We start from the raw sequence: 13,801 nt of genomic DNA, 5'->3' as shown, positions 1-13,801 counted from the left end.
AATCCTGGAATTATGTAGTGAAAGGTCCAAATTATGTAGAGAGAATAGAGTAAGTTTAAAAAGTTACCTATTTATTCCAAAAAGTGTCGTGAGGACCGGAAATTATGTAGTGAGATCCATGAATTATGTACTGAGAGGCACAAACTATGTAGTGAAAATTGACCAAATAAAAAGGGAGGGCCAGGTTTTGCCCTCCGAACCAATAAATACAACAATTTTACCCCACCTTCACCCCAGTCAACTGCCCATACAACTCCAGCGCCTCACCAACCTTCAGTCCCTTATGCACAATCCCGTTAATCGCCTGAATCATCGCTTCCGGATACTCCGATTGCCAGATATTGCGGCCCATATCAACGCCCGCCGCACCCTGATTCATCGCATTAAACGTAAGCTCCAGCGCATCTTTAATGGTCTCCAACTTAGGACCGCCCGCAATCACAATCGGCACTGGACAGGTTCCGGTGACTTTTTCAAATCCTTCACAATAGTAGGTTTTCACAATATCCGCTCCCATTTCGGCGGCTATCCGGGAAGCCAACCCCAAAAACCGTGCGTCCCGCTTCTCCAGTTCATGGCCGACAGCGGTAATCGCCAACACCGGAATCCCATACTCGTGGGCCTCGGTAACGACATTCGCTAAATTTGCTACGGTTTGCGTTTCATGTTTCGAGCCAATAAACATCGAAACCCCGACACCAACCACATTATGGCGAATCGCTTCCTTAATCGGCGTCACAATTGTTTCATTGGAAAGGTCACTTAGCACACTCGGACCGCCGGACACTCGCAACAGCATCGGCTTATTCACATCGGCAGGGATGCAGGAATCGAGTGTCCCCCTAGTCACAAATAACGAATCCGTATGAGGAAGCAGGCTACGAACGGTTTCGCCCGGTTTTTCCAACCCATGGACAGGGCCGAGGAAATAGCCGTGGTCTATCGCCAGCATGACCGCCTTGCCACCCGGAAAGATTTGACTCATTCTATTTTGAAATCCCCAATTCATCTTCAAAATCACTCCTTCATCTTCGGATTTTCTACAATGACCGTGTCCCTTTCGCTGATATGCGGTGATTTAATAAAAACAGCTTTAAAATCAACCAAGGAAGTATTTTTAAGATAATGGGCTTCAAATGGCCGCACTTGAAGCATATCGCCCGGTTTAACGTGGACAGGCTCGCCGTCTATATAAATATCCATTTCCCCTTCAAGGATATAGAAGATTTCTTCGCACGTAGTATGGTAGTGATTTTCGTGGTCATCGCCCGGTTTTAACAACACCACGCCAATATCGACATTCGGTCCTTTACGTAAGTACTTCGGCCCGTGGCTGCCATAACGGTATTCCAGATTTTTTTCGTTCACGTGAAACATTGCCGTTTCACCCCCTTTCAAAAATTAAACACTCAACCCGGGTGCCATCCACATGTGGTTGGTTTTTCCCGAATCGGCTAATCGCAGCTGCTCGGCATAAACCTCACGCCAATTTTCATATAGTAATAGATACCGAGCATGGTTATCCATATTAGGATAGTGAACCCGTTCCCACTTCACTAGCCCCGAAATAGCAGTCTCAAGATCTAAAAACAAACCAGCCCCCACCCCAGCCATAATCGCGGTACCGAGGGCGGCCGCTTCTTTTTCGACAGGGATCCTAACAGGAATGCCGAGCACATCTGCCAGCGTTTGGCTCCAAAGCTTACCTTTGGAAGCACCTCCAGCAAAAATAGCCTCCGTAGGGTAGTGCCCGGTGACCTCCTCGACAATCTTCAGGTTGCCATAGGTCACGAGGCAGGCGTTTTCCTGGATCGATTTAAACATTTCTTTTTTACCGGTTTTGTTGGGATCAATAGTGAGATTAAGGAAGGAGGGGGCTGCATGCCGCCATGAGATGTAATCCATGACGTCTGAGAATATTGGGATAATGCCGTTCGCACCGACAGGAACATCCTTTGCTTTTTCTTCTAAAATTTCATAGGCATCGCGTCCGGTTTGCGCGGCTTCCATTTTTTCAAGCTGGCAAAAAGCATCGCGGAACCATCTCATGACAAGGCCAGGGAAGAAGGCAATCGTTTCAATTTGCCATAAATCCGGGACAGCGTGACAATTCACACGGATTCGGCAGTCAGGGTCAATCATCGCTTCTTTTATGTTGATTTCCTGCTGCCAGAAGCTGCCGCCGCAAATAAAGGTCTGGCCGTCACCAATGGCGCCGACGCCGACGGATGCAAGCTGCGCATCACCACCGCCGCTAAAAACGGGCGTGCCTTTTGCTAGTCCAGTAGAATGAGCGATAGATTCTGGAATGGTTCCGAGTAGAATTCCTGCTTCGTTTACGGGAGGAAAGATGTTGTTTTTTAGCTGACAGGCTTCGGCAATGGCTGGTGTCCAAGTACGATTGTTTAAATCAAAAAGTCCAGTGGTACAGCCGTTAGAGGGGTCTACTTGAAGTTTGCTGGTGAGTTTAAAGAGAATCCAATCATTGATCATGGTTAGGTAGGCGATTTTTTCATAGATTTCCGGCTGGTTATTTTTGATCCAGAGCAAACGGGGGAGGGCGCCTAGGGCAAATGTTTGTCCGGATAATTCATAGAGTCGCTTCTCAAGCTCGGGCTCGCCATTTTTAAGCTCTTTGGCTTCAGCCATCGCCCTGGCATCGACATTGGCACAGGCCCAAATTTCTTTTCCATTTTCGTCATAGAGGACAAAGCCCTCGCGCATGCTTGTGGCACTAATCGCTTTAATGCTGCTTGGGGGAACGCCGGACCGCTCCAACACCTCGGAGATGCAGGTTTGGATGATCTCCCAATTTCGGTTTACATCAAAATCCATCGAGCCCGGATAGCGCGGGTCTTCCAAATGCGTCCATTCGTATTGCGAGACGGCCACTTGCTTGCCCGCTTTGTCAAAAAGAACAGCTCTCACACTGCCAGTGCCGGCATCAAAAACCAGGATATACTCCATTTAAAAAGCAGCCTCCTTTTTCAGTAGTGAAGCAGCGGTTTCTTCATCGGTAATCAGGGTATCGATGTAACCTCCTTTCAACGCACCGAAGATGGCCTCCACTTTATGCGGACCGCCGGCCACGCCGATGACATTTTTTAATTTTTTCAATGTATGAAGATGGGTGCCGATTAACCGGTTATGGTGCGGCAATTCCAGAAGCTCGCCTTTTACATCAAAAAATTGGCCAAGAATGTCGCCGACGGCATTTTGATTTTTAATATAAAGCAGTTCGTTAAGGGTCATCTTTTCTTCTTTGATGATCGTCGAATCGGAGGACAAACCGCCAATCCCGACGACGGCGTGGTGGCACAAACTTGCCAAATCAAGTATATTTTCCACCGAAGGTTCTGATAACATATTTTTCGCCATTCTCTCCGAGGAGGCGAGAAACGGCGCCGGAATAACATGGATTCCGCCTTTAAATTTATCAAGGCCGCCCTCCATGGAGTAATCGCGCTTGTGAAAATAGTAGTTAACACCGCCAGTCAGAGTGACCATAGATACCTCGATGGCAAGGTCGATGGATAAAGCTTCAATGGTTCTCGATGCGGCTTCGCCCCATCCGAACCCTATCAAATCATTGTTAGAAATGCAGTTTTCTAGATATTGAGCGGCAGCTTTAGATAAGGAACGGCTAAGGTTATTAGTAGGAGTTGGAATGACAAAGGCTTGAGGCAGCTTAAAGACGGAGACTAGATCACGTTCAATTTCCAGACAGTGGACGCCGTGACCTTGGATATGAAATTGCACGATATTTTCGGCACGGGCGCGCTCGAGCAAACGAACAACTTTGTTTCTTGATAATTGAAGCCGTTCTGCGATTTCGGTCTGTGTGAGGTTATCCTTGTAATAATACCAGGCGACCTTGACGAGGAGGTTTTCAGTGAACGCATCATTGTTCGTCATGTTCCTCAACCTTTCAACAAAAAATCATTCACGTAACAAATGTTCACTCTGATACTGAGTATAGGGGGCTGAAAATGGAAAGTCAATTAATTTCTAAAAATTTAGATAATTTAAAATTAACGTATTGACTCTGGGTATTTTGTCATTTAATATTTGAGTTGTAAGCGTTTTTACAGCCGCAGACAAAAGTTTCCTTCTTGAAAAAATGTTTAGATTACTAGTGTGATAACCGGACAAGGCGGGTGATTGGAATGGATGACCAGCTGCTTCATATCCGGCAAATATACAAGCAATTTGCAGGGAACCCCGTATTAAAGGGTGTAGATTTGACCCTTCATAAGGGAGAAGTCTTTGCGATTGTTGGCGGAAACGGTGCTGGTAAATCAACTTTAATGAAAATCATAACGGGATTGTATCGAGCCGATCAGGGGCAAATGGTAGTGGGGGGCAGCGAAGTATTGTTTCACCAGCCATCCGATGCCCACAAACATGGAATCTATCTAGTCCCACAGGAACCACTAATCTTCCCCAATATGACGATTCGCGAAAACGTGACCATTGGTTTGCATGAGAATAAAGCCGAATGCGAGAGGCGGATTCAGCATTATCTCTCCGTCCTAGGCTGGAATTTGGATTTAAACCGCAGGGGCCTTAGCCTATCGATTGCGGAGCAGCAGCTGGTTGAACTGCTTAGAGGGTTAATCCGAAATGCCAAGATTCTTATCCTAGACGAACCAACCTCCACTCTAACCTTTAGTGAAATCAATTCTCTCTTTTCCACCATCAAAAAATTAACAAGCGAAGGCCTTGGTGTGTTTTATATTACCCACCGTCTTACGGAGATCTTTGAACTGGCTGATACCGTTGCTGTCCTTCGGGATGGCGTCATCTCGGCAAACGGGCCCGTCCGAGATTTTACTTATGAAAAATTGTTGGCAGGATTAATGCCGGAACAAATAGAAGTTCTGGCTCCGCCAGTGGAACGAACGGAGGCGGAGCCTTCAGCCGGGCAGCATCGTCAGTGCAGGCCGGACGGAACTTGCCACTTCAATCTTTGGCCTTGAGCCATCGGATTCCGGAGATATTTTTTTAGAAAAGGAAAGTATTAAGAAGTATTCTTTGCGAGAACGGATTAACCGGGGTTTGGTGTATGTCCCTGAGGACCGCCACCAGCACGGCCTATTCTCCATTGCCTCCTTAAAAATGAACATCACATCAACGATCCTGCCAACATTCCGCAGCCTATTCCTCCCTTTTAAAAAAGAAAAAGCCATCGCCGCTCAATCCATCAACAGCCTAAAAGTTGTCACTACAGGCCCCAACCAAATAATCAGCAATCTATCTGGAGGCAATCAGCAAAAAATTGTTCTCTCGAAATACCTGGAAACTGGTCCAAAAGTTATTATTTTGGATGAACCGACGCGCGGCATCGATGCCGGAGCGCGCGGAGATATTTACAAGATGATCAACGACTTGAAGCACAAGGGTTTGGCAGTGATTCTTATCTCCTCCGATACCGAAGAAATCGTCCAGCTTAGCGACCGGGTGCTTGTTATGCATGAAGGACGGATGACAACAACGATAGCCAAAGAGGACTTAACCATCGATTCCATCACCTCAGCCGCATTCGGGATCCAGAAGGAGTTGAAGACGCTATGAATCTCCTTTCAAAATTGATGAAGCAGCGGGAAATCTCGATTGTCGTTCTGATTGTTGTGTTTATATCAATCGTAGGAATGGTGAATAGCAAATTTGTAACAGGGAAAAGTTTGCTTTTGTTAGTGGAGAGCGCGATTATTTTGCTCATCCTGGCAGTCGGTCAGTCGTTTGTTCTGTTAACGAGAGAAATAGATGTTTCGGTCGGGTCGACGATGGGGCTATCAGCGGCGGTGTGCGGCCTGCTGTTGACCAGCGGGGTTTCGGGCTGGGTTTCGTCTCTTGCGGTACTCGCCGTTGGTGTGCTCGCCGGCCTGTTTAATGGTCTCGGAGTGGCTTACTTGAGGATTCCCGCCATCATTATGACATTAGGAACTTTAGGTATTTTACGAGGTTTCATGATTATTTTAACAGGCGGAAAGTGGATTGAGGACATTCCGAATTATTTTAAAAAGCTGTCGGGAACGGATTTTATCGGGTTGCCACTGCCTGTTTGGGTAGGACTTGTGATTCTTATTGCAGCCTATTTGGTTTTGCGGCTGACCAAGTTTGGTCGATACTTCTATGCCGTCGGCGATAATGCCGATGGAGCACGGCTGATTGGGATTCCTGTTTCCAAGGTAAGAGTTCTCGCTTTTGTGCTATCTGGTCTATCCGCTTCGGTTGCCGGGCTGATTTTTGTCATGAATATTGGCTTTGTCCCGAACCAAACCGGAAGCGGGATGGAGCTGCAGGTCATTGCGGCGGCGGTATTAGGTGGAGTCAGCTTAAACGGCGGTCTCGGAACGGTGCTGGGAGCAGGGCTTGGGGCAATCTTTTTAACAGCCATTAACAGTTCATTAATTTATTTAAAAATTCCTGCCTACTGGAATAACGCCATTTCCGGGTTTTTATTGCTCGTCATTGTCATCAGTGACTCTAGGTTCCAAAGCTTTTTAACAAATAGCCAATTTAAAAAGAAGGAAACGGCAGAAGCGGAAGGAGGAGGTCAGGGCGATGAAGCTACTCTTTAGATGGGAGGGCGCTCTAGTCATTTTTCTCATCCTTGAACTCATTTTCTTCGGAGTAATGAACCCTGACTTTTTAAATTTGACGAACTTGATTTTTAGCATGAATGATTATGTCTACATTGGACTAGCCGCGATTCCGATGACCTACGTCATCATAACGGGCGGAATCGACGTATCTGTAGGCTCCACGATCGGCCTAACCTCTATTATAATCGGGGTTCTTTGGATGAATGGGCTCAACATTTGGCTGGCCGTGCTGGTTGCCCTGTTAATTAGTGCCTGTGCAGGAGCAGTTAACGGAACCATTGTCGCTACAACGAATGTTCAGCCGTTAGTTGTGACGCTGGGAACGATGTTTCTTTTTTCTGGAATTGCTTTGGTCATATCCGGCGGCAGCAGTGCTTCCGGATATGAAGGAATCAGCGGGTTTCCGGATGGGTTTGTGACGCTGGCCAATGGAGAAACTTTCGGGCTGCCCAATCCGATCCTTTTTTTTATAGGTTTTATGGTTTTCTTTGCGGTTATTTTGAATCTAACCCGGTTTGGCAGACAGGTTTTTCTGGTGGGGATTAATAGCAAGTCCGCCCGCTACAGCGGGATTCGGGTAAAATCGATTTTAATTTGGTCTTATATCATAGCCGGTTTGGGAGGTGGTGTGAGTGGGCTAATCTTGACATCCTACTTCAGTTCCGCCAGGTCAGACCTCGGAACAGAAGCCGTGCTGCCTGTCATTACGGCAGTTGTTTTGGGAGGAACAAGTATTACAGGGGGCAAAGGTACAGTAGTCGGTACAGGAATTGCCAGTATTGTGATTGGTATGATGCAGTATGGCTTACAGATGATGAGTATGACCAGCCAAGAAACAAGTGTGGTTATTGGATTTTTGTTAATCATTGCCGTGTTACTCCGTTTAACCAATTGGGGGTTTTTAAAAAAGTTTTATATTAAAAAGGCAGAAGTGAAGGGGCCTTAAAAGGAGTGTAGCGTAATGAGAAAATCTGGTTATCTGAAACTGCTCACTATTATTTTATCGGCACTGCTGGTACTGGCCGCTTGCAGCAGCAAAGGAGAAAAGTCGTCCGGCGAGGGCGGCGGCGGGAAAACTGATAAAAAGAATGTTAAACTGGCCTTTATCCCTAAATTGACCGGTGTCGGCTTTTTTACCTCCGGCGGTGAAGGGGCAAAGGAAATGGCTAAAGAGCTTGGCGTGGAGTTGACCTATGACGGGCCGAGTGAAGCGTCTGTTGCCGGGCAAGTTAAGTACATTAACAATTTTGTTAACCAGGGCTATAAGGCTTTAATGGTTTCTTCCACCTCTGTGGATGGCTTGAACCAGGCCTTGGACCGTGCGAAAAAACGCGGCGTCAAAATCCTGACTTGGGACTCCGACGTTAACCCTGAGCACCGTTCCTTCTATATTAATCAAGGTACTCCAGACCAATTGGGCGGCATGCTGATTGACATGACGGCTGAGCAGGTTGGCGACAAGGCGAAGGTTGCATTCTTTTACTCTAGCCCAACAGTAACGGACCAGAACCAATGGGTTGAAGCTGCCAAGGCAAAAATTAAAGCTAAGCACCCAGGATGGGAGATTGTAACGACCCAATTTGGCGAAAATGATGCCCAGAAATCTCTGACTGTCGGTCAAAACATTATTAATACGTATCCTGATATCGATGCTGTCATTTGTCCGGATGCTACTGCGCTGCCGGCCATGGCTCAAGCGGCGGAAAATCTTGGCGTAGCAGGCAAAATTGCGATTACTGGATTCTCGACACCGAACGTTATGCGGGACTTTGTCAAGCGCGGCACGGTGAAGCAATTCGGGCTGTGGGATGTGAAAAAGCAGGGGGCACTGGCTGCTTATGTTGCCTATCTGATGACAGTTGAGGGCAAGGATTTGAAGGTCGGCGACGAGTTTGATGTACCGAATATCGGTCACGTGAAGATTGAGCCAAATACCATTCAAGGCTATGACTATACCGATGATCGCAGCGGCATTATCCTCTTGCCGGAGCGGGTGGTGTTTACGAAGGATAATATTGATAAATACGATTTTTAATGTGGGATTGGGTTGGAAAACTGCCCAAATAAAATACCACACAAAAACAGCTTAGAGTGAAAAACTCGAAGCTGTTTTTTTATGGGAATATCCCTCCAAACCACCGTCTCCATGCCAGTTATTCAACAAAAAAACTAAAATATTCAAAAAAGTAATTGAACTTTCCAATAATTTGGTTTATGATTCTCGCATACAGGTTAAATACATGTTCTTAACAAAAGAGGGGAAGGTTGGTGAGATGGATATGCAAATGGCCAGAATTGGTCTGTTTTTCGATGGGCAGGCAGAATTGCAGCGATGGTCCCATCAGGAAAATATATTTGAACGATTTATAATCGAGGTGTTAGAACATGCTCGAGTACCCTATCAAATGATAGATGATATATCAAAATTTAATACAGTAGATTTATTGATTGTCGGACTTGCAAGTGAAAACCATCTCATAAAAGAGGCATTATTGGAATACGCCGCTTCGGGAGGAATTGTCATCAGTTACGGAGGATTGGAGCTCCTCAGCCAGGAGCTTGGGTGTAAAATCCTGCCGCCATTGGAAGCTGGTTATCTTGTTTTGCCAGCGGAATTCGGTCAGGAAGACCCGCTTCGCTATCTGAAGGCAAATCCTTGGCAATATATTGACTCAGAATCGGTAAAACAAACGGGTGAATTAAGCGGCGATGACCAGAAATCAGCAGCTCTTCTGCAAATACCAGTTGGAAAAGGATATGTTGACCGCTGGGCGATCAATATTCCGGAAACGATTGTCGGGCTCCAACAGGGAACGTCGCCTGTAACAGAGGATGGAATCCCGGCTCCTGATGGAACGGCAAATCTGGATGAAGGAATTCTCAAGGCAGATGACGGGTTCGAATTAGACTGGGAAAAGGACCGGAAAACAACGGAAACGGGGATGCCTTATTTTTTTACACCCTATGCCGATCTATGGAGGGAAGTCCTCCTTGGGCACTTAACCCGGCGCGCTTTGGATAAAGGGTTGACCCTGCCCGTACTCGAGTACTGGCCTGCAGGGGTTCAGCATATGGCGATGATTTCGTTTGACAGCGATATGAACATCAACGAAGCCGCCGAAGCCACATTACAAGTATTGAAACAGGAGGATGTCCAGACCACTTGGTGTATCATCGCTCCTGGATTCAGCAAGGAAATCTATGAAAAAGCAAAAGTCGATGGCCACGAGTTAGCCCTTCATTATAATGCATTAGAGGCGGAAGACGGCGTCTGGTCGGAAGAAGCCTTTTTGGAGCAGCTTGAATGGTTAAAGGGAGCAGCCGATGAAACCAATTTCACCTCCAATAAAAACCACTACACAAGGTTTGAGGGCTGGGGGGAGCTGTTCCAATGGTGTGAGAAGAATGGCATACAGGCGGATCAAACAAGAGGACCAAGTAAAAAAGGGAATGTCGGGTTTCTGTTTGGAACGTGCCAGCCATACTTCCCAATTTCGTTGGCAGATGAACAAAACCGCTTCTACGACGTAATGGAGATTGGCTTTTTGACGCAGGATATGAATCACCCTTCGCTTGCGGATACCACCATTATTCAGCCGTTTTTGGAAAAAGCAAAACGAGTAGACGGCGTAGCGCATTTCTTGTTCCATCAGCATCACATCTACCATTTGCCAAAGGTCAAAGAGGCGCTGATTGAAGTAGTCAGGAAAGCAAGGGCAGCTGGGTTTACATTCTGGACCTCCAAGCAAATTAATGATTGGGAAAGGGCACGCAGGACGCTGACGGTCTCTGCAAATGGCAGACTGGAAGTCCTAGGAGCTGCGGAACTGCCGGATGTGAAGGTTTGGATTCCTCTGGCTGATGCGGATGCCGAGGAACGCGGACTTACCTATAAATATGGTCTGCCAGGCAAAACTCAAGTATTGCAGGTTCAGCTAAATAAAGTGGAATTGTGAGGAGTGGGTGAAGATGCTAACCAATCAGCTTGCGATTCATGGAGGACCGAAAACGAAAACCACGCCATTTGGAACGGGAAACCGTTTCGGCGAGGAAGAAGTAAAGGAACTCATTGAAGCCCTTAATCAGAATACTCTTTTCTATCACTTTGGGAAAAAGGTAAATCAGTTTTTAGAAGATTTCAATAACATGCATGGTGTAAAATACAGTGTAGCGACATCGTCAGGGACGGCAGCAATCCATGTGGCACTTGGAGCTGCAGGGGTTACCGTAGGAGATGAGGTTATCACAAGTCCCATCACGGATCAGGGAACTGTCATCGGGATACTTTATCAAAATGCCATTCCCGTTTTTGCTGACCTCCATCCCTATTCGTTTAATTTAGATCCAAAATCGATAGAAGAAAAAATCACGGAAAAAACGAAGGCGATTCTCGTTGTGCACTTGGCCGGGAATCCCTGTGATATGGATCCGATTATGGAAATTGCCAAGAAGCATAATCTGAAGGTAATCGAGGATTGCGCTCAAAGCTATTTAACTAGATATAAAGGTAGATTAGTAGGTACCATCGGAGATTATGGATGCTTTAGTACCAATGATTTTAAACATATTTCCACAGGCGATGGCGGGATTGTCACCGTCAATTCCGGCAATGAACAGGATTACCACCGCACCCATGCCTTTGCCGATAAAAATTATCAGCGCCTCGACGACAAGGTATCGCGCGACATTCACTATTTGGCGCCGAATTACCGAATGACGGAGCTCCAAGGTGCGGTGGGAATTGCCCAATTGCGAAAGCTGAACTGGATTTGTGAGACGCGGCATCAGTATGGCGAAATGCTGAATAGTGCAGTTGGAGTGGTAGATGGCCTCTATCCGATGGATATTTCGGAACAGGATTATTGTACGTACTGGTTCTATATGTTCAGGCTAAACCCAGAAGTTCTCTCCTGTTCAAACGAAGAATTCTCAGCCGCTCTTGCCGCTGAAGGCATTCCGAATCAGGCCGGGTACATCCCAAAGGTGCTTTACGTGCAGCCAATGTTTCAGCAAAAGCAAGCATATCTAAACAGCCAATTTCCGTTCAGCTTGTCAGCACAGGATTATCCAAAAGGGCTCTGTCCAGTCGCGGAGGAAATATTGAATACGGCCATCCGTATTAATCTAAGCGAGTTTTACGAGCAACAGGATATCGAAGAAATCATTGCGGCGGTCACGAAAGTAGCAAATTATTATTCTATGGAAAAATCACCTGCCGAGAGTAAATAAAAGACCAAAAAACATGAACGGGAAACCTCCCCAACGAAAGTCCATGAAAAAGAGGGATTCTTAATGATGACAAATAGACGGGCCGTAGACCACGGCATTCAGGTAAACGCCGAGGAATCCCGAACGGCGGCCATCTGCATTAATCGTGCTGGCGAAGAACGATTGGTGATTGCGGCGAAGGGGTTTGTATTAATAATTGACCCGGAAACAGAAGAAACCAGGCAGTTATTCTTTCCGGAACAGCATATAGACTATCCCTTTGCTTCCTACAGCAGTGAAGACGGCCTGTTTTACACCGGGGCAGGAAACATGCTGATGGTCATTGATCCGTTCAAAGGAGAATTCTTTGATTATCAATGGATAGAAAATGGCGAAGAAATTGTTGGTTTCAGCTTTGCGGAGGACTGCTCCGGCCAGATTTATTTTTCTTCGTACCCAAGCTGTCATCTTCTGCAATATTGCCCAAAAACAAAAACCATTCACGACCACGGGCAGATGGATAAAACGGAAAAGTATCCTGCCAGTACTGCGGTTGACAGGCATGGCTGGGTGTATCTTGGGATTGGCACGGAGCGGAAAAATATCGTTGCCTTTCATCCGGATACAAAGGAGCGGAAAACGCTCGTCCCGCCAACCGAACGAACAAGAGGCGCGGGGTATGTCTATCAAGGCAAAGACGGAAACGTCTATGGGCATTGGGAAGCAAGCGATTTAAAGGATGTCAATAAATCGTTGATTTGGTATGAATTTTTCGCGGGCGGCTGCAGTCTTACCTCCCACGCCGCAGACTCCCGTTATTCCGGAGAGGGCTTTAACCGAATCCACCGGAATGGGGAGGGCTGCTGGAGGGTGCTGGAGCATCGTATGGCAGAAGGGTTTCTTTTTATAAAAAAACAGCAGGATTCCGCCAAGAAAATTACATTGCAGTACCAATCGGAAGGTGCTGCACTTTCAACTCTCATTTCTGCTGACAATCGCTATATTTATGGAACTTCAATGCATCCAATGCAGCTTTTTCGCTATGAGGTAACCGCCCAGCAAGCTACGAATTTTGGTGGAGCGGTGCTCGAAAAAGGCGGCGGCGGGAATATTCCTGCCTATGCGGTTCAAGGGACGAGGCTGATTGGGTTTGCCTATGCCGGCGGAAAAATATATGAAATCAATCTGGAGAAGCCCATTCAACACTTGGAAAACAGTAGGAATCCGAGGCTGATCAGCGAGCATTTAGACATTCACCGGCCAAGATGTGCAGCCGCCCATCCTGACGGCAGCCATATTGTTTGGGGCGGATTTCCGGGCTATGGAATGACTGGCGGCGGCCTTGGAATCTATCTTGTTGACTCACGGACGAATACGGTCCTCCCGCATACTTCTGTTGTCCCGAATCAGAGTACCGTCTGCCTTGGTGTCCTGCGTTCTGGTGATATTGTCGGAGGAACCAGTATCGAAACCCCCGGCGGTGCCAGCACGAAGGAGCAGGAAGGGAAACTCTTTTTATTCGATTGGACCAAGCAGGAGGTTGGTTTTCGCATCAGCCCGATTCCTGGTTCCAAAGAAATTTCCCAGTTGTTTGTGGATGTGCGGGATCTCGTGCACGGGTTGACGATCGAAGGCATTTATTTTGTGTTTGATCCTCAGAGCCGCAAAGTTCTGTTTCAAAAGGATTTTTCAGGCTACGGTGCACCTGTTCGAACGGGCTTTGTCGGCAGTACGGAACAGCCAGCACTTTATGGCTTATTAAATCAGGCGATTATCAAAATTGAGATCACGGGGCCGGAGCCAAGAGAGCCTGAGGTTCATGCTCTGTTGGCGAACCGTGCTACAAGCGGCATGGTCTATCATGACGGATGGATCTATTATGGCTCAGGAAGCCATCTCATGAGTATAAAAGTGGAATCGTAAATTGACAAAGAGTGGTGACGCTAGGATGGCCTATACCTTGAAACAGCTGCAGGAAGAAGGAA

10 protein-coding genes and 1 pseudogene are annotated in these 13,801 nt (G+C 46.8%); 7 read left to right on the top strand and 4 right to left on the bottom strand.

Going from position 1 to position 13,801, the window contains the following annotated elements; translation table 11 throughout:
* Positions 1-217: 217 nt before the first annotated feature.
* From lsrF to KHB02_RS27980, 4 genes are read right to left on the bottom strand one after another with little or no spacing between them, the layout of a single operon-like run.
* Positions 218-1,009 (bottom strand): 3-hydroxy-5-phosphonooxypentane-2,4-dione thiolase, encoded by a 792-nt coding sequence (lsrF, locus tag KHB02_RS27995; protein ID WP_213146741.1) that lies wholly within the window; start codon positions 1,007-1,009, stop codon positions 218-220.
* An 8-nt stretch (positions 1,010-1,017) separates the two neighbouring features.
* On the bottom strand, positions 1,018-1,377 hold the full coding sequence (locus KHB02_RS27990; protein WP_213146314.1) for a cupin domain-containing protein: 360 nt from the start codon (positions 1,375-1,377) through the stop codon (positions 1,018-1,020).
* A 24-nt stretch (positions 1,378-1,401) separates the two neighbouring features.
* Complete coding sequence (gene lsrK / locus KHB02_RS27985; RefSeq protein ID WP_213146315.1) at positions 1,402-2,967, bottom strand: autoinducer-2 kinase; 1,566 nt, start codon at positions 2,965-2,967, stop codon at positions 1,402-1,404.
* Positions 2,968-3,915 (bottom strand): sugar-binding transcriptional regulator, encoded by a 948-nt coding sequence (locus KHB02_RS27980; RefSeq protein WP_213146316.1) that lies wholly within the window; start codon positions 3,913-3,915, stop codon positions 2,968-2,970.
* A 251-nt stretch (positions 3,916-4,166) separates the two neighbouring features.
* Here KHB02_RS27980 and KHB02_RS27975 point away from each other — a divergent pair.
* From KHB02_RS27975 to KHB02_RS27945, 7 genes and pseudogenes are all read left to right on the top strand, one after another.
* A pseudogene (locus tag KHB02_RS27975) lies at positions 4,167-5,574 on the top strand (sugar ABC transporter ATP-binding protein).
* On the top strand, positions 5,571-6,584 hold the full coding sequence (locus KHB02_RS27970) for an ABC transporter permease subunit (RefSeq protein WP_213146317.1): 1,014 nt from the start codon (positions 5,571-5,573) through the stop codon (positions 6,582-6,584). Before KHB02_RS27975 ends, KHB02_RS27970 begins: the two are co-directional and overlap by 4 nt.
* Positions 6,568-7,554: an ABC transporter permease gene (locus KHB02_RS27965; RefSeq protein ID WP_213146318.1), complete on the top strand. Its 987-nt coding sequence runs from the start codon at positions 6,568-6,570 to the stop codon at positions 7,552-7,554. The genes KHB02_RS27970 and KHB02_RS27965 overlap by 17 nt, the downstream gene beginning before the upstream one ends.
* 15 nt (positions 7,555-7,569) lie before the next feature.
* Entirely contained in the window at positions 7,570-8,643 is a 1,074-nt protein-coding gene (gene lsrB, locus KHB02_RS27960; RefSeq protein ID WP_213146319.1) for an autoinducer 2 ABC transporter substrate-binding protein LsrB, read from the top strand.
* A 238-nt stretch (positions 8,644-8,881) separates the two neighbouring features.
* Positions 8,882-10,564: a polysaccharide deacetylase family protein gene (locus KHB02_RS27955; RefSeq protein ID WP_213146320.1), complete on the top strand. Its 1,683-nt coding sequence runs from the start codon at positions 8,882-8,884 to the stop codon at positions 10,562-10,564.
* Between the two features lie 13 nt (positions 10,565-10,577).
* Positions 10,578-11,837 (top strand): DegT/DnrJ/EryC1/StrS family aminotransferase, encoded by a 1,260-nt coding sequence (locus tag KHB02_RS27950; protein WP_213146321.1) that lies wholly within the window; start codon positions 10,578-10,580, stop codon positions 11,835-11,837.
* Between the two features lie 63 nt (positions 11,838-11,900).
* On the top strand, positions 11,901-13,739 hold the full coding sequence (locus KHB02_RS27945) for an NHL repeat-containing protein (RefSeq protein ID WP_213146322.1): 1,839 nt from the start codon (positions 11,901-11,903) through the stop codon (positions 13,737-13,739).
* Positions 13,740-13,801 lie beyond the last annotated feature (62 nt).

The organism is Neobacillus citreus, from assembly GCF_018343545.2.
GTDB classification, from domain to species: Bacteria; Bacillota; Bacilli; order Bacillales; family Cytobacillaceae; genus Neobacillus; species Neobacillus citreus.
The sequence above is the reverse complement of the archived record's forward strand: the minus strand, read 5'-3'. Positions and strand labels throughout refer to the sequence as shown.

Excerpts from the sequence above, each read along its gene's own strand:
- lsrF (WP_213146741.1), bottom strand. The coding sequence starts at position 1,009 with ATGAATTGGGGATTTCAAAATAGAATGAGTCAAATCTTTCCGGGTGGC.
- KHB02_RS27990 (WP_213146314.1), bottom strand. The coding sequence starts at position 1,377 with ATGTTTCACGTGAACGAAAAAAATCTGGAATACCGTTATGGCAGCCAC.
- lsrK (WP_213146315.1), bottom strand. The coding sequence starts at position 2,967 with ATGGAGTATATCCTGGTTTTTGATGCCGGCACTGGCAGTGTGAGAGCT.
- KHB02_RS27980 (WP_213146316.1), bottom strand. The coding sequence starts at position 3,915 with ATGACGAACAATGATGCGTTCACTGAAAACCTCCTCGTCAAGGTCGCC.
- KHB02_RS27970 (WP_213146317.1), top strand. The coding sequence starts at position 5,571 with ATGAATCTCCTTTCAAAATTGATGAAGCAGCGGGAAATCTCGATTGTC.
- KHB02_RS27965 (WP_213146318.1), top strand. The coding sequence starts at position 6,568 with ATGAAGCTACTCTTTAGATGGGAGGGCGCTCTAGTCATTTTTCTCATC.
- lsrB (WP_213146319.1), top strand. The coding sequence starts at position 7,570 with ATGAGAAAATCTGGTTATCTGAAACTGCTCACTATTATTTTATCGGCA.
- KHB02_RS27955 (WP_213146320.1), top strand. The coding sequence starts at position 8,882 with ATGGATATGCAAATGGCCAGAATTGGTCTGTTTTTCGATGGGCAGGCA.
- KHB02_RS27950 (WP_213146321.1), top strand. The coding sequence starts at position 10,578 with ATGCTAACCAATCAGCTTGCGATTCATGGAGGACCGAAAACGAAAACC.
- KHB02_RS27945 (WP_213146322.1), top strand. The coding sequence starts at position 11,901 with ATGATGACAAATAGACGGGCCGTAGACCACGGCATTCAGGTAAACGCC.